Genomic DNA, 24562 nt, shown 5'->3' on the forward strand with positions numbered 1-24562 from the left:
TAATATAAATCTTAATTCATATTCCATTTTTGAATATAAGTTGGATCCAGTGTGGGAGGGGGCTTGCCCCCGATGCCGTCGGGTCAGCCAGCATATTTGTTACTGATCGACCGCAATCGGGGGCAAGCCCCCTCCCACCTATAGCCCGCGTTTATTCAGTTGAAAACCGAGTCATAAGCAAACAATGCCGGCGCCCCACCGGTGTGCAGGAAAATGATTGGCCCATCTTCAAAGCGTTGACGCCCGATGCCGTCCAGCAGACCGGCCATGGCCTTGCCCGTATAGACCGGGTCCAACAGCAGGCCTTCCTGGCTGGCCAACAGTTTGATCGCGGCCAAGGTGCCGGCGTTCGGTTCGCCATAGCGCGGGCCGAAGTATTCGTCCCACAGGATTACCTTGAACGCTTCGGGGATATCCACACCCAGCAACTTGGCCGTGCGCTCGGCCAGCCCCTGCACTTTCGGGCGCTGGGCTTCGTCGGTGCGCGACACGGTGATGCCCACCACCGGCAGATTCGGCAGCGCTTCGCTCAACGCCAGTGCCAGGCCGCTGTGGGTACCGGCACTGCCGGAAGCCAACACCACGGCGGCGAATTCGATGCCGCTGTCTTCGATCTGCGCGGCCAGTTCCAGGCTGGCGCGCACATAACCCAGGGCGCCGAGGGCATTGGAGCCGCCGATGGGCACCAGGTACGGCTTCTTGCCGTTGCTGCGCAGGCGGTCGGCGAGGGCGTTGAGTTGGTCGTCGACGTTATCGAGGTTTTCCACCAACTCAACTTTAGCGTCGAACAGTTCCAGTAGCAGGCGGTTGCCGTTGCCGAGGTAGTTGGGGTCGTCGGTGCCGGTGGGGTTTTCCAGCAGCGCGACGCAGCCCAGGCCGAGTTTGGCGGCGAGGGCGGCGGTCTGGCGTACGTGGTTGGACTGGATAGCGCCAGCCGTCACCAGCGTGTCGGCGCCCTGGGCGATAGCATCGGCCGCGAGGTATTCGAGTTTGCGCAGCTTATTGCCGCCCATGGCCAGTGGCGTGGTGTCGTCGCGCTTGACGTAGATGTCACGTCCCAACCAGGTCGACAGCCGTTCGAGTTTTTCCAGGGCGGTGGCGCCGCCGAGCAGGTCCAGGCGGTTAAAACGGTCGAGCTGTTGCTTGATCATGGCTACGCACGGTGGCTAAGGGATAAAGCGACTATAGGCAGGCACTTTTCATCGGGCAACCGTCAATCGCTTATGCCCGATGGTTCTTAGCATCACACCATTGGTTCTTAAGGGCGGCCGAGGTGCATACCGTAAAGTGATTGCCATTACGTCAGGAGTGAATACCGTGAGTGAGCGTTCCAGCCATTGGCAATTACAGACCATCGTCAGCCAGTTGCGCGGTGCCCGAGACGCGTGGCGAACGCGCAATGGTCGCTTGAGCGGCGAGCATGGCGGCCGCGAGTTGCCGTCCCGAGAAGCCGTTGCGCAGATCCTCGAAGCTTTGTGCGGCGCACTGTTCCCGATGCGCCTGGGGCCGGCGGATCTGCGTGAAGAAAGTGAAGACTTCTACGTCGGCCATACCCTCGACGTCGCGCTGAATGCCTTGCTCGCCCAGGCACGCCTGGAGCTGCGTTATGCCGCGCGGCAGGGCGGCCAGGACGACAGCCAGATTGATGCCCACGCCATCCGCCTGATCCAGGATTTCGCCCTGGCCTTGCCGTCCCTGCGCAGCCTGCTGGACACCGACGTACTCGCCGCCTACCACGGCGACCCGGCCGCGCGCAGTGTGGATGAGGTGTTGTTGTGCTATCCGGGGATTTTGGCGGTGATTCACCATCGCCTGGCCCACCACCTGTACCGCGCCGGTTTGCCGCTGCTGGCGCGGATCAGCGCGGAAATCGCTCACTCGGCCACCGGCATCGACATTCACCCCGGCGCACAGATCGGCCCGAGTTTCTTTATCGACCATGGGACGGGTGTGGTGATTGGCGAAACCGCGATCATCGGCGAGCGGGTGCGTATCTACCAGGCCGTGACGTTGGGCGCCAAGCGCTTCCCGGCGGATGAAGATGGGCAGTTGCAGAAGGGCCATCCGCGTCACCCGATCGTCGAGGACGATGTGGTGATCTACGCCGGGGCGACGATCCTGGGGCGAATCACTATTGGCAAGGGTTCGACCATTGGCGGCAATGTGTGGCTGACGCGCAGTGTGCCGGCTGAGGCGAACATCACCCAGGCGAATCTGCAGCATGATGATGGGGCGCAAAAGTAGAGAACCTGCACCGGTCACCTGTGGGAGGGAGCAAGCCCCCTCCCACATTTTGACGGCATTCCACACGGAGACCGTGTTTCAGTCAGCAGTCGCTGAACGATTTCCTTTGCTCACCCGTCATACCACTCAGCCCTGCGATTAGTCCCGGACCGCCTATTCATGTTTAACTTGAACGCTCGTTCAAGTTAAACCCGGTGGTTCGCTGCCCGCTCACAACAGGAGGCTTACCTTTGCTGAGTCCGTTATTTACAGCCACATCCTTCAACCTCGGGGTGCATCGTTCATGAGTGCATCGTCCACCCCTGCCAGCGGCCAAGTGCGCATGAATGCGCCGGTTTTCTATTTCGCCGCGACCTTCATCCTGCTGTTCGGCATCACTGTCATCGCTATCCCGCAACAGGCCGGTGCCTGGCTGCTGGCGGCGCAAAACTGGGCGGCCAATACGGTCGGCTGGTACTACATGCTGGCGATGACCCTGTATCTGGTCTTCGTGGTGGTCACCGCGCTATCGGGCTACGGCAAGATAAAACTCGGTGCCGACCACGACGAGCCCGAATTCAGTTACCTGTCCTGGGCCGGCATGCTGTTCGCGGCCGGCATCAGCATCACGCTGTTTTTCTTCTGCGTATCCGAACCCCTGACGCACCTGGTGCAGCCGCCACAAGGCGCGCCGATGAACGCCGATGCGGCGCGTCAGGCCATGCAGATTCTGTTTCTGCACTGGGGCCTGCACGGCTGGGGCGTGTTCGCGTTTGTCGGCATGGCGCTGGCGTATTTCGCCTACCGGCATAACCTGCCGCTGGCGTTGCGCTCGGCGCTGTACCCGCTGATCGGCAAGCGCATCAACGGCCCCATCGGCTATGCGGTGGATGGCTTCGGCATCATCGCTACGGTGTTCGGTCTTGGCGCCGACATGGGCTTTGGTGTGTTGCACCTTAACTCTGGCCTCGATTATCTGTTCGGCATTGCCCACACCCAGTGGATTCAGGTTGGCCTGATCACGTTGATGATGGGCGCGGCGATTCTGGTCGCAGTAGCCGGCGTCGATAAAGGCGTGCGGGTGATGTCCGACATCAACATGCTGCTGGCCTGCGCGCTGCTGCTGTTCGTGTTGTTTGCCGGGCCGACCCAGCATTTGCTCAACACCCTGATCCAGAACATCGGCGATTACCTCGGTGCGCTGCCGACCAAGAGTTTCGACGTCTACGCCTACGACAAACCGAGCGACTGGCTGGGCGGTTGGACGGTGTTCTACTGGGCTTGGTGGATCGCATGGTCGCCGTTCGTGGGCCTGTTTATCGCACGGATTTCCCGTGGCCGTACCATTCGCGAATTCGTGTTCGGCGTGCTGCTGATCCCGCTGGGCTTCACCCTGGCATGGATGTCGATTTTCGGTAACAGCGCCATCGACCAAGTGCTCAACCACGGCATGGCCGCGCTCGGTCAGTCGGCCATCGATGACCCGTCGATGAGCCTCTACCTGCTGCTGGAAACCTATCCGTGGAGCAAAACCGTAATCGCGGTCACGGTGTTCATCAGTTTCGTATTCTTCGTCACCTCGGCGGATTCGGGCACGGTGGTCTTGTCGACCCTGTCGTCCAAGGGTGGCAATGCCGATGAAGACGGGCCCAAATGGCTGCGGGTGTTCTGGGGCGCGATGACGGCGCTGGTCACCAGTGCCTTGCTGTTCGCCGGCAGTATCGACTCGCTGAAATCGGCGGTGGTGCTGACCTCGCTGCCGTTCTCGCTGATCCTGCTGCTGATGATGTGGGGGCTGCACAAGGCGTTCTACCTCGAATCGCAAAAGCAGATCGCACAGTTGCATTCGTTGGCGCCGATCTCGGCTTCACGCAAAGGCAAGGGCGGCTGGCGCCAGCGCTTGAGCCAGGCGGTGCATTTCCCATCGAGGGATGAGGTATACCGCTTCCTTGAGTCGACGGTGCGCCCGGCGATTGAAGAAGTGACGGCAGTGTTTGTCGAGAAGGGCCTCTCGGTGGTGACCCAGCCGGATCCGTCCAACGACAGCGTCAGCCTGGAGATCGGCCATGGCGAGGAACATCCTTTCATCTACCAGGTGCAGATGCGCGGCTACTTCACGCCGTCGTTCGCCCGTGGCGGCATGGGCTCCAAAGAGATCAACAACCGCCGCTATTACCGGGCGGAAGTTCACTTGAGCGAGGGCAGCCAGGACTACGATCTGGTGGGCTATACCAAAGAGCAGATCATCAACGACATCCTCGACCAGTACGAGCGGCATTTGCAGTTCCTGCACCTGGTGCGTTGAGATGATCTTGTCGTTCCATTCGGGCAGCCATTTGCTGTAAAACGAAAGGGCAGACTTAAGCGATTCAGCTGGTTAAAAGGCCTGGGAATAACCTTATTCCCAGGCCTTATTTGCCCTAAGCCCAGAGAGGATTCGATGACGTACATTGCTGCCGAAAACCGCTATGAATCTATCCCGTATCGCCGCGTAGGCCGCAGTGGACTGGTGCTGCCCGCACTGTCCCTGGGGCTGTGGCACAACTTTGGCGACAGCACCCCGATCGACACCCAGCGCGCCCTGTTGCGCACCGCGTTTGACCTGGGGATAAACCACTTCGACCTGGCTAACAACTACGGCCCGCCCTACGGCAGCGCCGAGATCAATTTCGGCCGTTTGCTGCGCGAAGACTTCAAGCATTACCGCGACGAATTGATCATCTCCAGCAAGGCCGGTTGGGACATGTGGCCCGGCCCTTACGGCCAGGGCGGCGGCTCGCGCAAATACGTGCTGGCCAGCCTTGACCAGAGCCTGCAACGCCTGGGCGTCGACTACGTGGATATTTTCTACTCCCACCGTTTTGACGCCGACACCCCGCTGGAAGAAACCGCCAGCGCCCTCGCCACGGCCGTGCAACAAGGCAAGGCGTTGTACATCGGTATCTCGTCGTATTCCGGGGTGAAAACCCGTGAAATCGCGGCGCTGCTCAAGGAGTGGAAAGTGCCGCTGCTGATCCACCAGCCGGCCTACAACCTGCTCAACCGCTGGGTAGAAAAAGACCTGCTGGATACCACCGAAGAACTCGGCGCCGGCGTGATCGCTTTCACGCCACTGGCCCAGGGTTTGTTGACCGACAAATACCTCAATGGTGTGCCAGCGGATGCACGGGTCAATCGTCCAGGCGGTGGTTCGTTGCAGGCCAAGCACTTGTCCGAAGCCAACATCGCCCACGTACGTGCGCTGAACGAAATCGCCCAGCGTCGTGGCCAGAGCCTGGCGCAACTGGCACTGGCCTGGACGCTGCGTGATCCACGGGTCACCAGCGCGCTGATCGGCGCGAGCCGGCCGGAGCAGATTATCGAGAACGTTGGTGCGCTGAAGAACTTGAGTTTCAGCGCGGAAGAACTGGCGGAGATCGATCGGTTTGCGCAGGAAGGTGGGATTAACTTGTGGGAAAAGCCATCGACGGCTGAATGACCTGACACAACTGGGTCAAAAGTGTGGGAGGGGGCAAGCCCTCCCACATTTGATTTGCAGTGTGGCTAAAAAGGCACATCCCCCAGAATCGTCGCCCGGTGCATCACCCGCCGTTGTGGCCGGTAGTCATCCACCGCGTAATGCTGGGTCACGCGGTTGTCCCAGAACGCCACGTCATTCTCCTGCCAGCGCCAGCGAATGGTGAATTCCGGGCGCGTCGCGTGGGCGAACAGCAGCTTGAGAATCGCTTCACTCTCGGCCGGTTCCAGTTCGTTTATTTTGGTCGTGAAACCATCACTGACAAACAGCGATTTGCGCCCGCTCACCGGATGCGTACGCACCACCGGGTGTGACAACGGCGGGTTCTTTTTGCGGGTTTCTTCCCAGCGCAACAGGTCTTCTGCGGTGTTGCCGAAGCGCTCCAGCGGGAAGGATTTGGTGAAGTCGTGAGTCGCGGTCAACCCATTGAGCAGCACCTTCAACGGCTCGGACAACGCCTCATACGCCGCAATCCCACTGGCCCACAACGTGTCGCCGCCAAACGCCGGCAACAGTTTGGCACTGAGCACCGCGCCGAGCGCCGGGGTGGGCAGGAAGGTCACGTCGGTGTGCCATACGGCGTTGTCGCGCACGTCGGTGACGGCGGTGTCGAGAATCAGCACTTCGGGCTGTTCCGGCACGTTGGGGTAGATCGGGTGAATGTGCAGGTCGCCGAAATTCGCCGCGAACCGCGCCTGTTGTTGCGGGGTGATGGCCTGGTCGCGGAAGAACAGCACCGAGTGAGTCAGCAGCGCCTGTTCGATGGCGTCGCGCTGTTCGAGGTTCAGAGGCAGGGTGATATCGACGCCACTGATCTGGGCGCCCAAGGCGGTGCTTAATGGCGTAACGGTCAGGCGGCTCATTTAATTCTCATCACTCAGTGTGCCTGGCCATGCCAAGGCACTAATTTACGCTGCAGGGCGCGCAGGCCCATTTCCATGGCGAAAGCGATCAGGGCGATGACCAGAATCCCCAGCACCACCACATCGGTGACCAGGAACTGCGCCGCCGACTGCACCATAAAACCCAGGCCGCTGGTGGCCGCGATCAGCTCGGCAGCGACCAAGGTGGACCAGCCCACACCCAGGCCGATGCGCACACCGGTGAGGATATCGGGCAGGGCGCTGGGCAGGATCACATGGCGGATCAGTTGGGCGCGGGTAGCGCCCAGCGACTGCGCAGCGCGCAGCTTGGCCGGGTCGACGGTGCGCACCCCCGTCGCGGTGGCGATGGCAATCGGTGCAAAGATCGCCAGGTAAATCAGCAGCACTTTGGACAGCTCGCCGATGCCGCACCAGATCACGATCAATGGCAGGTAAGCCAAAGGCGGAATCGGCCGGTAGAACTCGATCAGCGGGTCGAGAATCCCACGGGCGATGCGGTTAGAGCCGATGGCGATGCCCACCGGCACGGCGGTCAGCACCGCAAAGCCCAGGCCCAGGCCGATGCGGCTGAGGCTCGCGCCCAGGTGCTGCCACAAGGTGGAGTCCATGTAGCCCGTGGTGGCCAGCAACCAGCCCTTTTGCAACACGGCGGATGGCGGCGGCAGGAACAGTGGTTCGATCAAGCCGGTGGCGGTCACGGCCCACCAAATGGCCAGTAACGCGATTAGCGTCAGCAGGCTGATCCAGCGCGTACTCAGACTGCGGCGCACCGGAATCAGCAACGGCGTGATGGCGGTGGCGGGGAGTTCGTAGCTGCTCATGCGGACACCTGCCGTTGCGAGAACACTTTGCCCAGCACGTGTTCGCGGGTCTCGATAAAGCGCGGGTCGGACTTGATCGCCCGCGCCGATTCGCCGGCCGCGTAGCGTTGGCCGAAGTCCAGGCGCAGGCGTTCGACGATCTGGCCGGGGTTGGGCGCCAGCAGGATCAGATCAGTGGCGAGGAACACGGCTTCTTCGATGTCATGGGTGATCAGGAACACCGGCTTGGCCGTGCGCCGCCAGACTTGCAGCAATAACTCCTGCATCTGTTCGCGGGTAAAGGCATCGAGGGCGCCGAAGGGTTCGTCCATCAACAACACACGTGGGTCTGCCGCCAAGGCACGCGCCAGGCCGACACGTTGCTTCTGGCCGCCGGAGAGCTGCCAGATACGGCGGCTGTCGAAACCCGCCAGATCCACCAGCGCGAGCATTTCCCGGGCACGTACTTCGCGTTGCGCCTTGGGTACCCCGGCCAGTTCGAGGCCAAAGCCGACATTGGCCAGCACATCCTGCCAGGGCAGCAATGCATCGTCCTGGAACACCACGCCGCGCTCGGCGCTGGGGCCTTTGACCGGCACGCCATCAAGGGTGATGCGCCCGGCAGAAGGCTCGACAAAACCGGCAATCAGGTTCAACAGCGAGGTCTTGCCACTGCCGGACGGGCCGAGGGCCACCAGCAATTGCTGGGGGCCCAGGTCGAGTGAAATATCCGCCAGTACCGGCTCCGGGGCACCTGGGTACTGTGCGCTGATGCGCTCCAGTTGTAGCAAGGCCATCGCAATGAACTCCTTGAATCAGTTAGTGATGAACTTGGCGCTGACGTAAGGGGCGTAGTCCGGCAGCACGGCGTCGACCTTGCCTTGTTCCTTGAGGAACGCAGCGGTATCGGTCACGGCCTTGGTGGTCGGTGCGCCGAGCAGGGTCACCTGGTCCGCGGCCAACGGGTAGACGTTGCCTTGCAGCAGCAGCGGAATATCGCTGGCTTTTGCGCCGGAAAGCTTCACCAGTTTGTCGACGTTGCCTTTGTCGGCGAGCCAGGCTTGTGGGTCTTTGCGGTAGGCGGAGTAGGCATCCAGAGTGACTTTGGCGAAGGCCGTGACGATTTCCGGGTGCTTCTCGGCAAAATCCTTACGCACGATCCACGCATCGAAGGTTGGCGCACCGAACTTGGCCAATTCGCCGGAGGTGATCAGCACTTTGCCGTTTTCCTTGGCCACGCCCAACGCCGGGTCCCAGACGTAGGTGGCGTCGATGTCACCGCGCTTCCAGGCGGCGATGATCGCCGGTGGCGCAAGGTTGAGGATGGTCACTTTGGCTGGGTCGATGTTCCAGTGCTTCAGCGCGGCCAGCAGGCTGTAGTGGCCGGTGGAGACGAAAGGCACGGCGATTTTCTTGCCGATCAGGTCTTGGGGGCTGTTAATCCCCGAACCATTGCGCGCCACCAAGGCTTCGGCGCCGCCGATCTGGGTGGCGACGAGGAAGGTTTGCACTGGAACTTTGCGTGTGATCGCTGCGGTCAGCGGGCTGGAACCGAGGTAGCCGATCTGCACGTCGCCGGAAGCGATGGCGGCAATGATATCGGCGCCGTTGTAGAATTTGCGCCAGTCGATCTTGGCGTTGGTGGCTTTTTCATACGCACCGTCGGCCTGGGCGACTTTGGCCGGGTCTACGGTGGTCTGATAAGCGATGGTCACATCCGCCGCCTGGGCAAACAGGCTGGCACCGGCCAGTGACAATGCGGCCAAGAGGCGCAGAGGGGTAAGCAGTTTCAAGGGGAAGCTCCTCAATCAGGCGGCCGAGGGTCGGCGTGTGAGGAGACTAAATGATCTAAGAATCCGAAAATAAATAACATTTTCGAATTAGCTTATGTGGAGAACAGCTGCAGCGGGTTTTCAGTCAAGTGAAGGCAAATGTGGGAGGGGGCTTGCCCCCGATAGCGGTGGAGCTGCCAGCTAATGTGTAGCTGACCCACTGCAATCGGGGGCAAGCCCCCTCCCACATGTCGAGCCAGATTCGGCTTCAGTCAGTTGCTGATGGCCAGGATACTCGCCTGGTACGACCCGACAAACACATCAAAATCGCCCACTTCGTTCTGCTCCAGCTCCGCCTGCTGTGCCAGCGATTTACGCGCCAGTTCTTCAAACCGCGTCTGTTCCTCGGCAGCCAGTGGCTCCTGGCGGAAATACTCGGCATGCAGCTGGCTCTGGTGCAGGGAGAACTGCGCAAAAGTCTCTTTGCGCTCGGCCATCGCTGCCAGCACCTGGGCCGACGGCGTCAACGACGGGTCGTTGATTTTCGCCAGTTGGGCGTCCAGCGCCTGGCTGTGCTCGCTGATACCGTGGCTCTGATCGAGCAGGGCGGCCAGCGGTGCAATCTTCTCCAGCAGTTCGGTGGCCCATTCCTTCATGTCCACCGGCGCGCCGTCGCGCTGCAATTGCAGGCCTGGACGGCGACCTTCCTTGACCACGCTGAGGAAGTTGGCGGTGGCATTGCCGCACGCAGTGTTGGCGAACAACGGGCTGTCGTTCAGCGCGCAGTACAGCAGGAATGCGTCGAGGAAGCGCGACTCCGGCAGATCGATGCCCATCGGCAGGAACGGGTTGATGTCCAGGCAGCGCACTTCGATGTACTGGATGCCACGGGCCACCAGCGCCTGGATCGGCCGTTCGCCGGTGTAGGTCACGCGCTTGGGGCGGATGTTGGAGTAGTACTCGTTTTCGATCTGCAGGATGTTGGTGTTGAGCTGCACCCACTCACCGTCCTTGTGCGTGCCGATTTCGACGTATGGCGCGTAGGGCGTTGCCACCGCTTCACGCAGGCTGTCGGTGTAGCTCGCCAAGTCGTTGTAGCACGGCGTAAGCCCGGCTTGGGCGTTGCTCTGGTAACCCAGGTCGCTCATGCGCAGGCTGGTGGCGTAGGGCAGGTACAGGGTGTCGGCGTCGAGCACTTCCAACTGGTGCGAGCGACCGCGCAGGAAACCTGCGTCCAGGGCCGGCGAGGCACCGAACAGGTACATCAGCAGCCAGCTGTAACGGCGGAAATTGCGGATCAGCGCGATATAGGCCGTGGACTGGTAGTCGCGGTCGGTGCCGACGAATCCTTCAGTCTCCTTGAGCAACGGCCACAACTGTTCCGGCAGGGAAAAGTTGTAGTGGATGCCGGCGATGCACTGCATGGTCTTGCCGTACCGCAGGGCCAGGCCCTTGCGGTACACATACTTGAGCTGTCCGATATTGGAGGTGCCGTAGTAGGCAATCGGAATATCTTCCTCGGCCGGCAACGGGCACGGCATCGAAGGGCTCCACAGGTATTCGCTGCCCAGCTTGGTGTAGGCAAATCGGTGGATCTTATCCAGGCTGCTCAGGGTGTCGGCCGGGTTGGGCAGGGCTGGGGTGATGAACTCCAGCAGCGATTCCGAGTAGTCGGTGGTGATCAATTCATTGGTCAACGCGGCGCCCAGGGCTTCCGGGTGCGGCGTTTGCGCCAGGCGACCTTCACCGGTGACACGTAGGCATTCACGCTCGATGCCATGCAGGCACTGCTCTAGCAGGGAGAGGTGTTCGCGCTTGCCGAGCAGAGCCAGGCGGCGGTTGAGAAGTTCGCTCAAGTTGGATTCCTTCACGCGTCAGTCGCCCCAATATGGGGGTGGGCAGGACGGTCTACAAGGGTGAAGTTAAAACTGGCGTGATCGCCTGGTTTTGAGTCGATTTGACCCGCAGTAAATAAAGCCTACTTCACTCCATGAATTGGGCCATAGCGCAGCGGGAAAATTCCGACGCCGTTATCGCAGCGCCGAAATTAACTCAAATCGAGGGTGGGGAGCTATAGGACAGCGAAGGTGCCCTGTGCTTTTGCGACAAGTCTTTCGTCCTGATACACATCGGCTTCGACCACCAACGTGCGCCGGCCGGCGTGAATCACCCGGCCGGTGCACAGCACATCCCCGTCTTCCACAGCGCGGATATAGTTGATCTTGCACTCGATGGTCGCGCTCTGCTGGTCAAAACCATGGCTGCTGGAACAGGCCAGGCCCATGGTGATGTCCACCAGGCTGAAAATCGCCCCGCCATGGAGCTTGCCCGCACGGTTGCGCAAGTGCGGCTCCAGGGTCAGGGCCACCTGTGCAACACCTTCTTCAAGGTGTTGCAGGCGGCAGCCGATCAGTTCGCTGAACGCGCTCTGAGTCAAACCGGCCGGGATTTCCATCAGCGTTTCTTCAACTGCTTGGCGTTGGCGAACAGCGAGGCCATGGCGTTGTTGCTTGGCGCTGCAGTTGCGGTTTCCTTGCGCGGTTGACTGCTTTCGGAGCGGTTCTGCGACTGGCGCGGTGCCGAGCCTGGGCGTGCGCCACGGGCGCCGTCGATTTTCTCGCCGGGGGTGTCGCTCATGCGCATCGACAGGCCGACGCGTTTGCGTGGAATGTCGACTTCCATGACTTTGACCTTGACCACATCACCGGCTTTCACCGCTTCGCGTGGGTCCTTGATGAATTTCTCCGAAAGCGCGGAGATATGCACCAAACCGTCCTGATGCACGCCGATGTCCACAAAAGCGCCGAAGTTGGTCACGTTGGTGACGACACCTTCGAGGATCATGCCCAGTTGCAGGTCCTTGAGGTCTTCGACGCCGTCCTGGAACTCGGCGGTCTTGAACTCCGGGCGGGGGTCGCGGCCGGGTTTTTCCAGTTCTTGCAGGATGTCGGTGATGGTCGGTACGCCGAAGGTTTCGTCAGTGTACTTCTTGGGGTCCAGGCGCTTGAGGAACGCGGCGTCGCCAATCAGCGAGCGGATGTCGCGGTCGGTTTCGGCGGCAATGCGTTGGACCAGTGGATACGCTTCCGGGTGAACGGCCGACGAATCCAGCGGATTGTCACCGTTCATTACGCGTAGGAAACCAGCGGCTTGTTCGAAGGTTTTCTCACCCAGGCGTGCGACCTTTTTCAGCGCGGCGCGGGTTTTGAACGCTCCGTTCTCGTCACGGTGAGTGACGATATTCTGCGCCAGGGTGGTGTTCAGGCCGGAAATACGTGCCAACAGCGCGACCGAGGCAGTGTTTACATCCACGCCGACCTTGTTTACGCAGTCTTCCACCACCGCATCCAGGCCACGCGCCAGTTTCAGCTGTGACACATCGTGCTGGTACTGGCCGACACCGATGGATTTAGGGTCGATTTTCACCAGCTCGGCCAGTGGATCCTGCAGGCGGCGGGCAATGGACACGGCGCCACGGATCGACACGTCGAGGTCCGGGAATTCCTTGGACGCCAGCTCCGACGCCGAGTACACCGAAGCCCCTGCCTCCGAGACCATGACCTTGGTCATCTTCATGGCTGGGTATTTTTTGATCAGCTCGGCGGCCAGCTTGTCGGTTTCACGGCTGGCGGTGCCGTTGCCGATGGCGATCAGGTCCACCGCGTGCTTGGCGCACAGGGCGGCGAGGATCGCGAGCGTCTGGTCCCACTTGTTATGCGGCACGTGTGGGTAAACCGTGGCGTGATCCAGCAGCTTGCCGGTGGCGTCGACCACCGCGACCTTGCAGCCGGTGCGCAGGCCAGGGTCAAGGCCCAGGGTGGCGCGCGGGCCGGCCGGGGCGGCCAGCAGCAGGTCGTGCAGGTTGTGGGCGAAGACGTTGATGGCTTCGGTTTCGGCGCCATCACGCAATTCGCCCAGCAGGTCGGTTTCCAGGTGGGTGTAGAGCTTGACCTTCCAGGTCCAGCGCACCACTTCGCCGAGCCACTTATCCGCAGGACGATTCTGATTCTGGATGCCGAATTGTTGACCGATCATGCCTTCGCACGGGTGCATGCTGCCCGGCAGCTCGTCGCCGACTTTGAGCGCGGAGCTGAGAATGCCCTCGTTGCGGCCACGGAAAATCGCCAGGGCACGGTGGGACGGCATGCTCTTGAGCGGCTCATCGTGTTCGAAGTAATCGCGGAACTTGGCGCCTTCTTCCTCTTTGCCGGCGATGACGCGAGCACTGAGGGTGGCTTCCTGCTTGAGGTACGTACGCAGTTTTTCCAGGAGGCTGGCGTTTTCGGCGAAGCGCTCCATGAGGATGTACTTGGCGCCTTCGAGGGCGGCTTTGACGTCGGCAACGCCTTTTTCGGCATCGATAAAGCGAGCAGCTTCGGTGTCCGGGGTCAGCGACGGGTCGTTGAACAGGCCGTCGGCCAGCTCGCCCAGGCCGGCTTCGAGGGCGATCTGGCCCTTGGTACGACGCTTCTGTTTGTAGGGCAGGTAGAGGTCTTCAAGGCGGGTCTTGGTGTCGGCGAGCTTGATGTCGCGCTCAAGCTGTGGGGTCAGCTTGCCCTGTTCCTCGATGCTGGCGAGGATACTGATACGCCGTTCGTCGAGTTCCCGCAGGTAGCGCAGGCGCTCTTCCAGGTGACGCAGTTGGATGTCGTCGAGGCTGCCGGTCACTTCTTTTCGGTAACGGGCGATGAAGGGCACCGTGGAGCCTTCGTCCAGTAGAGCGACGGCCGCTTCGACCTGTTGGGGGCGTACACCGAGTTCTTCGGCGATGCGGCTGTTGATGCTGTCCATAAATCCACCTGAAATTCTTAGAAGCAGCTCGCAGGCCCGGAAAACAAGGCCTTGCGCGGCTGGTTGAGCGGCCTGACGGGCGCCGCTGCCTGGGTCAAGGGGCTGCCTATTGACCCTCGAAATCGAAAAAATCACCGCAAGCGGGTAAAAAAAGCCCCGGCAGTAAACGGTAACGATCTGACATTGCCCTGCACGGAGGCGCCGCATTATAACCAGCGTTCTGTCCTTGAGGGCTACTGCGCCAGTGGTTGTACGGCGCGGGTTTGCTGGCAGTCGAGGAAAAATCTGCTAACAATGCACACGGTGCGTATAACGGCAGCTAGGCCATAATGCGCGCCGAGATAAGAGGAGCATCCAATGAGCAGCACTGCACAAACTGCTGAAGGCGAAAAAATTCTCATCGTAGATGACGATCCGGGGCTGAGCAGCCTGCTGGAGCGATTCTTCAATTCCAAGGGCTACCGTGCCCGCGCGGTGCCAAACACCGAGCAGATGGATCGCCTGCTGGGGCGCGAAGTCTTCAATCTGGTCGTACTCGATCTGATGCTGCCTGGCGAAGACGGTCTGACCGCTTGCAAGCGCCTGCGCGGCGTGAACAATCAGATTCCAATCATCATGCTCACTGCCAAGGGCGATGAGCTGAGCCGCATCAAGGGCCTCGAACTGGGCGCCGATGACTACCTGGCCAAACCCTTCAACCCGGATGAGTTGATGGCGCGGGTCAAGGCCGTATTGCGCCGTCAGGCACTGCCAGTACCGGGCGCGCCGGGCAGCGAAGATGAAAGCGTTACCTTTGGCGACTACGAACTGTCGCTGGCCACCCGCGAGCTCAAGCGTGGCGACGAAGTGCACATGCTCACCACTGGCGAATTCGCAGTGCTCAAGGCCCTGGTGATGAACGCGCGTCAGCCGCTGACCCGCGACAAGCTGATGAACCTGGCCCGTGGTCGGGAGTGGGACGCCCTGGAGCGCTCCATCGACGTGCAGATTTCCCGTCTGCGCCGGATGATCGAGCCGGACCCGTCCAAACCACGGTACATCCAGACGGTTTGGGGTGTGGGCTATGTGTTCGTGCCGGATGGCACCGCCACCAAGTGATCGATGATTTGCACGGCGGGCATTCTGGCGTTTGACTCCGTGAGGGTCGACGGGATGCCCGGCGTCTGCAATTCTGCGAGCGCCGTTCGTTCCTGCAAGGTGTCCAGCTGTCATCTATGAAAACCCCGCTGTGGTTCCCACAAAGTTTCTTTTCCCGCACCCTTTGGCTGGTGCTGATCGTCGTTCTGTTTTCCAAGGCACTTACGCTGGTTTATCTGTTGATGAACGAAGATGTGCTGGTGGATCGACAGTACAGCCACGGTGTCGCCCTGACGCTGCGCGCCTACTGGGCCGCTGATCCCGAGAACCGCGAGAAGATCGCCAAGGCCGCCACCCTGGTGCGCGTGGCGGGCGCGGGTGTGCCCGAGGGCGAGCAGCATTGGCCCTATAGCGAGATTTACCAGCGCCAAATGCAGGCCGAACTGGGTGAAGACACCGAGGTCCGTCTGCGTATGCATGTGTCTCCGGCATTGTGGGTGCGTGCGCCGAGCCTGGGTGAGGACTGGCTGAAAGTGCCGCTATACCCCCATCCGTTGCGGGGGCAGAAGATCTGGAACGTGCTGGGCTGGTTCCTGGCGATCGGGTTGCTTTCAACGGCATCCGCGTGGATTTTCGTTCGCCAGCTCAACCAGCCCCTTAAACGGCTTGTGTTTGCCGCCCGGCAATTGGGCCAGGGGCGTAGCGTCCGTCTGCCGGTAAGTGATACGCCCAGTGAAATGACCGAAGTGTACGGCGCGTTCAACCAGATGGCGGAGGACGTCGAACAGGCCGGACGCGAACGTGAGTTGATGCTGGCCGGCGTGTCTCACGACCTGCGCACGCCGCTGACGCGATTGCGATTGTCCCTGGAATTGATGGGCAACCATACCGACCTGACCGACGACATGGTCCGTGACATCGAGGACATGGATGCGATTCTCGACCAGTTCCTTGCGTTTATCCGCGATGGCCGCGACGAGGTGGTTGAGGAAGTCGATTTGACGGACCTGGTGCGCGAAGTGGTCGCACCCTACAACCAGAACGGCGAACAGGTGCGCATGCGCCTTGAGCCGATCCAGCCGTTTGCGTTGCGACGTGTGTCGATGAAGCGTCTGCTGAACAACTTGATCGGCAACGCCTTGCATCACGCGGGTTCGGACGTGGAAGTGGCTGCGTACGTATCGGGCGACAGTGCCGCGCCCTATGTGGTGCTGAGTGTGATGGACCGCGGAACAGGGATCGATCCGGCGGAGCTGGAAGGTATTTTCAACCCGTTTACCCGTGGGGACCGCGCCCGTGGAGGCAAGGGCACTGGGTTGGGGCTGGCGATAGTGCGGCGGATTGCCTCGATGCATGGCGGCAATGTTGAGTTGCGTAACCGCGAAGGCGGCGGCCTTGAGGCGCGGGTGCGTTTGCCGCTTGGTTTGATGCTACCCAGAGACGCGGTCTAGCAAACGACGCAGATCAAAATGTGGGAGGGTGCTTGCCCTAATGCCAGTCCGCTAACACTGTGCCTGTGGCGGGGGAGCGAGCTTCCTCGCCACAGTTTTTTACCCTTACGGCTTCAAGCCCCTAGCCCTTGCCCTTGGTCCTGGTCATATTCGGCCCACCATTTTTCTCCAGGTGCTGAATGATGATTCCCGCCACATCCTTGCCGGTAGTGGTCTCGATCCCTTCCAGCCCCGGCGACGAATTCACCTCCATCACCAGCGGCCCATGGTTTGACCGCAGGATATCCACACCCGCCACGGCCAAGCCCATCACCTTGGCCGCCCGCAATGCGGTCATGCGCTCTTCTGGGGTGATCTTGATCAGGCTGGCACTGCCGCCACGGTGCAGGTTGGAGCGAAACTCTCCAGGCTTGGCCTGGCGCTTCATCGCCGCAATGACCTTGTCGCCCACCACGAAGCAGCGGATATCCGCACCACCGGCTTCCTTGATGTATTCCTGAACCATGATGTTCTGCTTGAGGCCCATGAACGCCTCGATCACCGATTCGGCTGCCGTTGCGGTTTCACACAACACCACGCCGATGCCCTGGGTGCCTTCCAGTACCTTGATCACCAACGGCGCGCCGTTGACCATCTCGATCAGGTCCGGGATGTCATCGGGGGAGTGGGCAAACCCGGTGACTGGCAGGCCGATGCCTCGGCGGGACAGTAGTTGCAGCGAACGCAGTTTGTCTCGCGAGCGCGCAATGGCCACGGATTCGTTCAAGGGGAACACCCCCATCATCTCGAACTGGCGCAACACCGCGCAGCCATAGAATGTCACCGAAGCACCGATACGCGGGATGACGGCATCAAAGCCTTCCAGCGGTTTGCCGCGGTAATGGATCTGCGGCTTGTGGCTGGCGATGTTCATGTAGGCACGCAACGTGTCGATCACCACCATTTCGTGGCCACGTTCGGTGCCAGCCTCGACCAGGCGGCGGGTGGAATACAGACGCGGGTTTCGCGACAGCACAGCAATCTTCATGCAGCACCTGGGGCAGAAATAGTAGAGACCGGGAACACCGGCTTGTCTTGAACGTACTTGATGCCTGGGTTGACGACCAATTGGCCGTCAATCAGCGCCTTGGATCCCAGCAGCAAGCGGTAACGCATGGCCTTGCGGCAGGCCAGGGTGAATTCCACCCGCCATACCCGATCACCCAACGCCAGGGTGGTGCTGATCACATAGCGCACCTGCGCGTGACCGTTGGAGCTCTTGATGGTTTTCATCGTCACCAGGGGCGCTTCACAGCGGCGGTGGCGCAGTTGCACAACAGTGCCCAGGTGCGCGGTAAAGCGCACCCACTGCTCACCGTCACGCTCAAAGGGCTCGATATCGGTGGCATGCAGGCTTGAGGTGCTGGCACCGGTGTCGATCTTCGCGCGCAGGCCTGCCACTCCCAAGTCGGGAAGTGCCACCCACTCACGCAGACCCACAACGGTCAAATGGTCAAATGTCTTCAAAATGAGTAACCGATCAATTCGCCCAGGCTTTCGGTGAAACCTCGGCCATTGCTTTGAATGCAGGCTTGGCGAACCAATAGCCTTGCATCAGAAATATTCCACAGTCAGACAGAAAGTCGCGTTCGCCGGCACTTTCGATGCCTTCGGCGATGACAGTAACGCTCAACTGCTCACAGATTGTGACAATCCCCTTGACGATCACCTGACGGACACGATCCTGGTCGACGTCGCGGATTAGCGCCATGTCGAGTTTGATAAAGTCAGGTTGGAAATCAGCCAGCAGATTCAGCCCCGAATAGCCCGCGCCGAAGTCGTCGATGGCGGTCTTGAAGCCGAACTCGCGGTATTCACGCAGAATATTCGTCAAATGACGATAGTTATCTACATGCTCGCTTTCGAGCGTCTCGAAAATCAGTTTGTTCAGCGGGAAATTGTGCGCGCGAGCCGCCTCCAGGGTGCTGCGGATGCACAACTCCGGACGGTACACGGCGTTGGGCATGAAGTTGATGGATAGGTGGGTTTGCATCCCCAGGGCGGCAGCACCGGCAATCGCCTGGGTGCGGCAGCGCTGGTCGAAGCGGTAGCGGTTGCTTTCGTTGACTTGGTCCAGCACCGACAACGCCCCTTCGCCTTGTGGACCGCGCACCAAGGCTTCGTGGGCAAAAATCGAATGGTCCCGAAGGTCTACGATTGGCTGGTAGGCGAAAGCAAAATCGAAACCCAAAGGTTCGTTTTGCTGGCAGCCTACGCAACGCTGGTCAGGCGAGGTGAGTGAAGTGGGAAAGTCGGTCACGGCGTATCCTCGCGAAAACAGAATGCTATCTGGCGTATCTTAGGTGAGCCTTGGGGTTTATGCGTCGAAGGGTTTCAACGGTAAAGTTGCGACATTTTTCAGAGCGAGGAATTCAAGTGGCTCAAAAGCAGGAAGAGGAAGAAAAGGTCCGTCTGGACAAGTGGCTGTGGGCGGCGCGTTTCTATAAAACCCGTGCCCTGGCCAAGGCCGCCATCGAGAGCGGCAAGGTGCACCATCGCGGCGAGCGGTGCAAGCCGGGCAAGGAACCGCGTGTCGGCGATGAGTTCCAGATTCGTACCGGTTTTGATGAAAAAACCATCGTGGTCCAGGCACTTTCCATCGTGCGCCGTGGTGCGCCTGAGGCTCAGGCTCTTTACGCCGAGACTGAAGCCAGTATCGCCAAGCGCGAAAATGCTGCGGCGATGCGTAAGGCAGGGGCTTCAGGCCTGACCACCGATGGCAAGCCGAGCAAGAAGCAGCGTCGCGATCTGTTCAAGTTTCGCGGCAGTGGCAATGACGACTAAGTGCGTCAATTACCAGTCAAAAGCAGATCCCGTGTGGGAGGTAGCGCGCTCCCACATGTAGCCTGTGGTGCTAATGGGGTGCGCGCAGGACACTCAAGCGCCCGATCAATGGCCATTTGGCCATCAGCCCAAACACCGGCGTCGTTGCCCGCCTCAGCATTCCCGACACCACCGCCGTAAACGGCGTGTAATAACCCCAGCCCGTCGCCGGAGCTTCCACTTGGCTTGGAACAAACCCGGATTGTTCATAAACTGTCCCTCTTCGCCCTATTCAAGCTCTCTGTTTTCAGGAGACGGCCGCACCAAAACGGTGCTAAAGCGTTTAACGTTATAAACCTTGTAATCAATTCGTCATCAATTCAGATACCCAGACCTATGACTGATCTACCGGATACCGACTTCACCCAACGTTTCATCTTCGACGAGAGCGACGCCCGCGGCGAGATGGTTTCGTTGGAACTGAGCTATGCCGAAGTCCTCGCCAAGCACGCCTATCCGGAGCCAGTCGCGCAACTGCTCGGAGAGCTGATGGCCGCTGCGGCGTTGCTGGTGGGCACCATGAAGTTCGACGGTTTGCTGATCCTGCAAGCCCGCTCCGAAGGCCCGATCCCGCTGCTGATGATCGAGTGCTCCAGCGAGCGTGACATCCGTGGCCTGGCCCGTTACGAGGCCGACCAGATCGCTGCGGACGCGACCTTGGCTGACCTGATGCCGAACGGCGTTTTGGCGCTCACCATCGACCCGACTGTGGGCCAGCGCTACCAGGGCATCGTCGACCTCGACGGCAAAACCCTCTCGGAATGCTTCACCAACTATTTCGTGATGTCCCAGCAAGTCGGCACCAAGTTCTGGCTCAATGCCGACGGCAAGCGCGCCCGTGGCATGCTGCTGCAACAACTGCCGGCTGACCGCATCAAGGACGACGATGATCGCGCTGAAAGCTGGCGGCACACCATCGCCCTGGCCGACACCCTGAAAGCCGAAGAACTGCTGGGCCTGGACAACGAAACCATTCTGCACCGCCTGTACCACGAAGACCCTGTGCGCCTGTTTGATGCGCAAAACCTGCGCTTCCATTGCAGTTGCTCCCGCGAGCGTTCAGGTAACGCCTTGGTCAGCCTCGGCCTGGAAGATGCGCAAAACCTGGTGGTAGAACACGGCGGCAATATTGAGATTGACTGCCAGTTCTGCAACCAGCGCTATCTGTTTGATGCTGCCGATGTCGCCCAATTATTTGCCGGCGCAGGCATCGACACCCCATCCGACACCCGCCACTAAAACGTTTAAGCACAGGTAAATCACCTGAGAAATGCCGAGATAGCGCTGTTCTGACGGGAGGGCCCTACTCTTTTTGGGCTTTTCTGGCATAATCCGGCCCACTTTTTTCGCGGTAGTAGTGCGCAACTTTCTACTACAAAACGTTTGGAGCACTCGGCCATAGGCCGACGGGGAACCTCATGACGCAAGCCAATAACGCCGTATACACCGATCTGAGTGTTGACGATCTGGTCAAAGAAGCCCTGCAGCGCGGTGAAGGCGTGCTTGCCGATACTGGCGCACTGGTCGTAGAAACCGGTCACCGCACCGGTCGTTCGCCGGTTGACCGTTTCATCGTTGAAGAGCCTTCCACCCAGGACGCTATCGCCTGGGGCCCGATCAACCGCAAGTTCCCGGCCGACAAGTTCGATGCCCTGTGGGCTCGCGTCGAGGCTTTCAACAACGCGCAGGAGCACTTCGTTTCCCACGTTCACGTAGGGGCTGCCGAAGACCACTACCTGGCCGTGAAGATGACCACCCAGACTGCCTGGCAGAACCTGTTCGGTCGTTGCCTGTTCATCAACCCGGCCCAGTACAACCCGGCCGGCCGTGACGAATGGCAAGTGCTCAACGTGGCCAACTTCGAGTGCGTGCCAGAGCGTGACGGCACCAACTCCGACGGCTGCGTGATCCTCAACTTCGCACAGAAAAAAGTGCTGATCGCCGGCATGCGTTACGCCGGTGAAATGAAGAAAGCCATGTTCTCGGTGCAGAACTTCCTGCTGCCGGCTTCCGACGTACTGCCGATGCACTGCGCCGCCAACATTGGCGAGGCGGGCGACGTCACCCTGTTCTTCGGCCTGTCCGGCACCGGTAAAACCACCCTGTCGGCCGACGAAAGCCGTTACCTGATCGGTGACGACGAACACGGTTGGGGCGAAGGTGTGGTGTTCAACATCGAAGGCGGTTGCTATGCCAAGTGCATCGACCTGTCCGAGAAGAACGAGCCGGTCATCTGGAAAGCCATCAAGCACGGTGCAGTATTGGAAAACGTCGTGATCGACGACGCCAAGCACGCCGACTACGCCGACGTGAGCCTGACCCAGAACAGCCGCGCCGCGTATCCGCTGGAGCATGTTGCCAAGCGTTCCGAGAAGAACCTGGGCGGCGAGCCAAACGCAGTGATCTTCCTGACCTGCGACCTGACCGGCGTGCTGCCACCGGTGTCGATCCTCAGCGAAGAACAAGCGGCCTATCACTTCCTGTCCGGCTACACCGCACTGGTGGGTTCGACTGAAATGGGTTCGGGCAGCGGCATCAAGTCGACCTTCTCCACCTGCTTCGGCGCGCCGTTCTTCCCACGCCCGGCCGGTGAATACGCAGAGCTGCTGATCAAGCGCATCCGCGGCTTCGGCTCCAAGGTCTACCTGGTCAACACCGGCTGGACCGGCGGCGGCTATGGCGTTGGCAAGCGCTTCAACATTCCGACCACTCGCGGCGTCATCGCAGCGATCCAGAGCGGCGCGTTGATCGGTGCGCAAACCGAACACCTCGACACCATCAACCTCGACGTGCCATTGGCCGTACCGGGCGTTGAAACTGGCCTGTTGAACCCACGTAACACCTGGGCTGACAAGGCGGCTTACGATGAAGCGGCGAAGGCGTTGGCCGGTCTGTTCATCGAGAACTTCAAGAAGTTTGAAGTGAGCGATGCGATCAAGGCTGCAGGTCCCAAGTTGTAAGATTCGCATGTTGTGAAAAAGCCGCCTCTTGTGGGCGGCTTTTTTGTGCGCGAACGGTTATAGCGCAGATTCAATATGGGAGGGGCGGCGTGCCTGGAGTCGGTGTTCGTTCAGCTCAGGTTTTCCAGTGTCTGCGTGTCCCAGCTGTGGGTCTTGATCGCCAGGTAGAGCATGCCGATGGTCAGCGGCACTTTTTCGCCACGGCCCTTGGCGCGGTGTTTCATGAACACGTCGAACATCGGCGGGTTGAAGTAACGATAAGCGTCGTAATCGCCCAGGTCGACGCCAAAATCCTGTTCCAGTGCTTCCATGAGTTGTTTGGCCTCGCTGCCGTCGCAACCCAGGTCGAAGTTGATCGAGGTTTGCAGGCGGAGGGTCTTGTGTTTCGGCAGGCCGATTTCTTCGTGCAGCAGTTGCAACAACTGTTGCATCGCGGGGTCTTCGGGGAAGTTGGGGGCCAGGTTCATGGTTGGGGCACGCAGGAGTGGGTGAAGGGGATGGTTGTGTGATCTTTTGTGTTTGTTTTGGGTGAATAAGAGATCGACACCTGTGATGAAGGCAATGATCGGGAAACTGAAGAATGGTAACTGTGTTATCCAGGACGTGGCGCTGAATAAAAGTGTGGGTCCTGTAAGCATAAGGGCTAACCCAGTCCATTTTCTGATCACGGGGTGCTTCAGTTTCCTATCCAATACAGTGGCAAGTACTACAAGGATGATAAGAGTTATCCAGGGAGAGTATTCGGTCACCCTATTATCCTCCCTGGAACTTTCGGACCATGGCTGACAACGATCGTTGAGGACCGATGCCGCCGTTTACTTGTGCGTCTATGCCGATGATGACGTCTGCGGCGTGATAGCTGCGAATGACATCTTTCACTTTCAGGCCAACTGCTCCACCTGAGGCGGCTCCCAAAAAGGGTGATGCCAGGCTGATGGGCGCTGAAACAGCACTGGCGATCAACCCTGCCACGATGGTTCCACGTTCATTAAGCAAATCGGCCTGGCGCCGGGTCAGCGGCTTGGAGATTGCGACAGTCATCTTGCAAGGTAAATCACGGGCAAGCATTTTTTCGTAAAGGCGCATCAGGCGGTAGCGAACTTCGTTTGCTGAAGGGCCGGCCTCCAATAAACAAAGGTTTGCCAGTGCCTGTCGGTTGGCAGGTAAAACGGTAAGGCGAATCACAGTGAACGTGACGCCGTAATGGCCGATGTGTTGAGTCCGTTCGATGTTCACATTTTTTTGCCGAAAAAATTGAGAGAGCGCTAGTTTCGGTCAGAAATAGGGGGGCCTGTAGAGGGGCGGGCAGGTGTTTTTTGCAGTTTAGGAATAGGCTTGCACGGTGTTTGGTTGTTTCCTACAGCAACTTCTGGCATTTTCGGCTTGGCAGCGATTTGGCAGCTGAAACGGGTCAAATGTGGGCGCTGGCCGGCTTATTGATACACCGCTCAAAAATCGCCTCAAGCCCCCGATAATCACACGCCACCGCATCAATATTCGCCGGTATCCACGCCGCATGCTTCACCAGCCACCAGTTCACCGAAAAACCTGCATTCACGATGATCTGTTCGAACAAAATCCGCTGCGCCCGGCCGTTGCCTTCGCGGAAGGGGTGGATAACATTGAGGTCGCCGTATGCCTGGGCAATCTGCGTCACCAGTTCGGCCTGGCTCGCGCCGACGAACCAGTTCGCCTGTTCCATATGCCGAATGATCTTCGCCGCTTCCGGTGCGATGCGCTCCGGGGTGCAGAACAGTGTGTCGCCTTTCTGGATGTTGACGCTGCGCAGTTCACCGGCCCAGTCGTAGATGTCGCCGAACAGCGTACGGTGGATGTGTTGCAGGCGCTCAAGGTCGTAGGGCGGCGGAAAGAGCGGGAGGCTGCCTACGGCGATTTCGGATAATTCCCGCTCGGCCTGGTGCAGGCGGTGCTCGTCGAGCAAATCGAGGCGGTTGCGCAGGACGCTGCTACCGGGATAGCAGTACGGGTCCTGGCCCACCCCGTATTTGTCGAGCATCAGCGCGAGGTGTTGCGGTACTTGGCAAGCACGGCTTCGCGGGTCGGCAGGGGTTTGTCGACGTCGGCGGGTTGGGTCTCGAACCCTTCCAGGCGCAGGCTGGCCAGGTAATTGGAACGGCGGATCTTATGGTAGTGATCCTGTTTTTGCTCAAACGTCAGTTCGCTCATCGCAGCGTTCTCCTGGGTAGCAAGGCTTGATTGTAGCG

Annotated in this window: 23 protein-coding genes; 8 read left to right on the forward strand and 15 right to left on the reverse strand. The window is 60.0% G+C overall.

Annotated elements, in window-relative coordinates; genetic code table 11:
* Positions 1–155: 155 nt before the first annotated feature.
* Entirely contained in the window at positions 156–1151 is a 996-nt protein-coding gene (locus DNK50_RS04570) for a D-cysteine desulfhydrase (protein WP_112192943.1), read from the reverse strand.
* A gap of 166 nt (positions 1152–1317) precedes the next feature.
* Here DNK50_RS04570 and epsC point away from each other — a divergent pair, with 166 nt between their 5' ends.
* From epsC to mgrA, 3 genes are all read left to right on the forward strand, one after another.
* Positions 1318–2244 (forward strand): serine O-acetyltransferase EpsC, encoded by a 927-nt coding sequence (epsC, locus tag DNK50_RS04575; protein WP_099584393.1) that lies wholly within the window; start codon positions 1318–1320, stop codon positions 2242–2244.
* Between the two features lie 322 nt (positions 2245–2566).
* The gene (betT, locus tag DNK50_RS04580) at positions 2567–4528 is read left to right on the forward strand and encodes a choline transporter BetT (RefSeq protein ID WP_177411588.1); all 1962 of its coding nucleotides are present in this window, start codon (positions 2567–2569) and stop codon (positions 4526–4528) included.
* Positions 4529–4663: 135 nt separating this feature from the next.
* On the forward strand, positions 4664–5701 hold the full coding sequence (mgrA, locus tag DNK50_RS04585; protein WP_010214105.1) for an L-glyceraldehyde 3-phosphate reductase: 1038 nt from the start codon (positions 4664–4666) through the stop codon (positions 5699–5701).
* A 65-nt stretch (positions 5702–5766) separates the two neighbouring features.
* Here mgrA and tauD read toward each other — a convergent pair whose 3' ends face one another.
* From tauD to DNK50_RS04620, 7 genes are all read right to left on the reverse strand, one after another.
* Positions 5767–6603 carry a taurine dioxygenase gene (tauD, locus tag DNK50_RS04590; protein WP_099584396.1) on the reverse strand — a complete coding sequence of 279 codons (837 nt, stop codon included), beginning with the start codon at positions 6601–6603 and terminating at the stop codon, positions 5767–5769.
* Between the two features lie 14 nt (positions 6604–6617).
* Positions 6618–7445, reverse strand: coding sequence for a taurine ABC transporter permease TauC (gene tauC, locus DNK50_RS04595; protein ID WP_112192945.1), 828 nt, complete (start codon positions 7443–7445; stop codon positions 6618–6620).
* On the reverse strand, positions 7442–8221 hold the full coding sequence (tauB, locus tag DNK50_RS04600; protein WP_099584398.1) for a taurine ABC transporter ATP-binding subunit: 780 nt from the start codon (positions 8219–8221) through the stop codon (positions 7442–7444). Before tauB ends, tauC begins: the two co-directional genes overlap by 4 nt.
* Before the next feature lie 18 nt (positions 8222–8239).
* Positions 8240–9217 carry a taurine ABC transporter substrate-binding protein gene (gene tauA / locus DNK50_RS04605; RefSeq protein WP_112192946.1) on the reverse strand — a complete coding sequence of 326 codons (978 nt, stop codon included), beginning with the start codon at positions 9215–9217 and terminating at the stop codon, positions 8240–8242.
* A 251-nt stretch (positions 9218–9468) separates the two neighbouring features.
* Entirely contained in the window at positions 9469–11052 is a 1584-nt protein-coding gene (gshA, locus tag DNK50_RS04610) for a glutamate--cysteine ligase (RefSeq protein ID WP_112192947.1), read from the reverse strand.
* A 215-nt stretch (positions 11053–11267) separates the two neighbouring features.
* Positions 11268–11651: a PaaI family thioesterase gene (locus DNK50_RS04615; RefSeq protein ID WP_099584401.1), complete on the reverse strand. Its 384-nt coding sequence runs from the start codon at positions 11649–11651 to the stop codon at positions 11268–11270.
* Complete coding sequence (locus DNK50_RS04620; protein WP_112192948.1) at positions 11651–13987, reverse strand: Tex family protein; 2337 nt, start codon at positions 13985–13987, stop codon at positions 11651–11653. Before DNK50_RS04620 ends, DNK50_RS04615 begins: the two co-directional genes overlap by 1 nt.
* 357 nt (positions 13988–14344) lie before the next feature.
* On the opposite strand from DNK50_RS04620, the gene ompR reads away from it, so the two are divergent.
* Complete coding sequence (gene ompR, locus DNK50_RS04625; RefSeq protein ID WP_099584403.1) at positions 14345–15085, forward strand: two-component system response regulator OmpR; 741 nt, start codon at positions 14345–14347, stop codon at positions 15083–15085.
* Between the two features lie 116 nt (positions 15086–15201).
* Complete coding sequence (locus DNK50_RS04630) at positions 15202–16515, forward strand: ATP-binding protein (protein WP_099584404.1); 1314 nt, start codon at positions 15202–15204, stop codon at positions 16513–16515.
* A gap of 121 nt (positions 16516–16636) precedes the next feature.
* Here DNK50_RS04630 and rimK read toward each other — a convergent pair whose 3' ends face one another.
* The 3 genes from rimK to DNK50_RS04645 form a co-directional block, all read right to left on the reverse strand.
* Positions 16637–17542, reverse strand: a complete 906-nt coding sequence (rimK, locus tag DNK50_RS04635; RefSeq protein ID WP_003171022.1) for a 30S ribosomal protein S6--L-glutamate ligase — start codon at positions 17540–17542, stop codon at positions 16637–16639.
* On the reverse strand, positions 17539–17955 hold the full coding sequence (locus tag DNK50_RS04640) for an ATP-dependent zinc protease (RefSeq protein WP_250926126.1): 417 nt from the start codon (positions 17953–17955) through the stop codon (positions 17539–17541). Before DNK50_RS04640 ends, rimK begins: the two co-directional genes overlap by 4 nt.
* Before the next feature lie 79 nt (positions 17956–18034).
* Positions 18035–18814, reverse strand: a complete 780-nt coding sequence (locus DNK50_RS04645; protein WP_099584406.1) for an EAL domain-containing protein — start codon at positions 18812–18814, stop codon at positions 18035–18037.
* 116 nt (positions 18815–18930) lie between these two features.
* Between DNK50_RS04645 and DNK50_RS04650 the strand changes: the two genes are divergently transcribed.
* From DNK50_RS04650 to DNK50_RS04665, 3 genes are all read left to right on the forward strand, one after another.
* The gene (locus tag DNK50_RS04650; protein ID WP_003236026.1) at positions 18931–19338 is read left to right on the forward strand and encodes an RNA-binding S4 domain-containing protein; all 408 of its coding nucleotides are present in this window, start codon (positions 18931–18933) and stop codon (positions 19336–19338) included.
* Positions 19339–19713: 375 nt separating this feature from the next.
* Positions 19714–20616 (forward strand): Hsp33 family molecular chaperone HslO, encoded by a 903-nt coding sequence (hslO, locus tag DNK50_RS04660; protein ID WP_099584407.1) that lies wholly within the window; start codon positions 19714–19716, stop codon positions 20614–20616.
* 179 nt (positions 20617–20795) lie between these two features.
* The gene (locus tag DNK50_RS04665; RefSeq protein ID WP_112192949.1) at positions 20796–22337 is read left to right on the forward strand and encodes a phosphoenolpyruvate carboxykinase; all 1542 of its coding nucleotides are present in this window, start codon (positions 20796–20798) and stop codon (positions 22335–22337) included.
* 110 nt (positions 22338–22447) lie between these two features.
* On the opposite strand, the gene DNK50_RS04670 is transcribed toward DNK50_RS04665, so the two are convergent.
* From DNK50_RS04670 to DNK50_RS04685, 4 genes are all read right to left on the reverse strand, one after another.
* On the reverse strand, positions 22448–22804 hold the full coding sequence (locus DNK50_RS04670) for a DUF1493 family protein (protein WP_078731107.1): 357 nt from the start codon (positions 22802–22804) through the stop codon (positions 22448–22450).
* A 286-nt stretch (positions 22805–23090) separates the two neighbouring features.
* The gene (locus DNK50_RS04675) at positions 23091–23573 is read right to left on the reverse strand and encodes a hypothetical protein (protein WP_112192950.1); all 483 of its coding nucleotides are present in this window, start codon (positions 23571–23573) and stop codon (positions 23091–23093) included.
* 175 nt (positions 23574–23748) lie between these two features.
* A complete protein-coding gene (locus tag DNK50_RS04680) occupies positions 23749–24354 on the reverse strand; it encodes a putative adenosine monophosphate-protein transferase Fic (protein WP_112192951.1) in 606 nt (201 codons plus the stop codon).
* On the reverse strand, positions 24354–24524 hold the full coding sequence (locus tag DNK50_RS04685) for a YhfG family protein (RefSeq protein WP_003171034.1): 171 nt from the start codon (positions 24522–24524) through the stop codon (positions 24354–24356). Before DNK50_RS04685 ends, DNK50_RS04680 begins: the two co-directional genes overlap by 1 nt.
* Positions 24525–24562 lie beyond the last annotated feature (38 nt).

This window comes from Pseudomonas sp. LG1E9 (genome assembly GCF_003290225.1).
Lineage (GTDB): Bacteria > Pseudomonadota > Gammaproteobacteria > Pseudomonadales > Pseudomonadaceae > Aquipseudomonas > Aquipseudomonas cyclaminis.

What these genes read in the sequence shown, in the direction of transcription:
- DNK50_RS04570 (WP_112192943.1), bottom strand. Translation starts at nt 1,151, where the DNA reads ATGATCAAGCAACAGCTCGACCGTTTTAACCGCCTGGACCTGCTCGGC.
- tauD (WP_099584396.1), bottom strand. Translation starts at nt 6,603, where the DNA reads ATGAGCCGCCTGACCGTTACGCCATTAAGCACCGCCTTGGGCGCCCAG.
- rimK (WP_003171022.1), bottom strand. Translation starts at nt 17,542, where the DNA reads ATGAAGATTGCTGTGCTGTCGCGAAACCCGCGTCTGTATTCCACCCGC.
- DNK50_RS04615 (WP_099584401.1), bottom strand. Translation starts at nt 11,651, where the DNA reads ATGGAAATCCCGGCCGGTTTGACTCAGAGCGCGTTCAGCGAACTGATC.
- DNK50_RS04620 (WP_112192948.1), bottom strand. Translation starts at nt 13,987, where the DNA reads ATGGACAGCATCAACAGCCGCATCGCCGAAGAACTCGGTGTACGCCCC.
- tauB (WP_099584398.1), bottom strand. Translation starts at nt 8,221, where the DNA reads ATGGCCTTGCTACAACTGGAGCGCATCAGCGCACAGTACCCAGGTGCC.
- DNK50_RS04670 (WP_078731107.1), bottom strand. Translation starts at nt 22,804, where the DNA reads ATGAACCTGGCCCCCAACTTCCCCGAAGACCCCGCGATGCAACAGTTG.
- hslO (WP_099584407.1), top strand. Translation starts at nt 19,714, where the DNA reads ATGACTGATCTACCGGATACCGACTTCACCCAACGTTTCATCTTCGAC.
- DNK50_RS04685 (WP_003171034.1), bottom strand. Translation starts at nt 24,524, where the DNA reads ATGAGCGAACTGACGTTTGAGCAAAAACAGGATCACTACCATAAGATC.
- ompR (WP_099584403.1), top strand. Translation starts at nt 14,345, where the DNA reads ATGAGCAGCACTGCACAAACTGCTGAAGGCGAAAAAATTCTCATCGTA.
- DNK50_RS04665 (WP_112192949.1), top strand. Translation starts at nt 20,796, where the DNA reads ATGACGCAAGCCAATAACGCCGTATACACCGATCTGAGTGTTGACGAT.
- mgrA (WP_010214105.1), top strand. Translation starts at nt 4,664, where the DNA reads ATGACGTACATTGCTGCCGAAAACCGCTATGAATCTATCCCGTATCGC.
- betT (WP_177411588.1), top strand. Translation starts at nt 2,567, where the DNA reads ATGAATGCGCCGGTTTTCTATTTCGCCGCGACCTTCATCCTGCTGTTC.
- DNK50_RS04680 (WP_112192951.1), bottom strand. Translation starts at nt 24,354, where the DNA reads ATGCTCGACAAATACGGGGTGGGCCAGGACCCGTACTGCTATCCCGGT.
- tauC (WP_112192945.1), bottom strand. Translation starts at nt 7,445, where the DNA reads ATGAGCAGCTACGAACTCCCCGCCACCGCCATCACGCCGTTGCTGATT.
- DNK50_RS04630 (WP_099584404.1), top strand. Translation starts at nt 15,202, where the DNA reads ATGAAAACCCCGCTGTGGTTCCCACAAAGTTTCTTTTCCCGCACCCTT.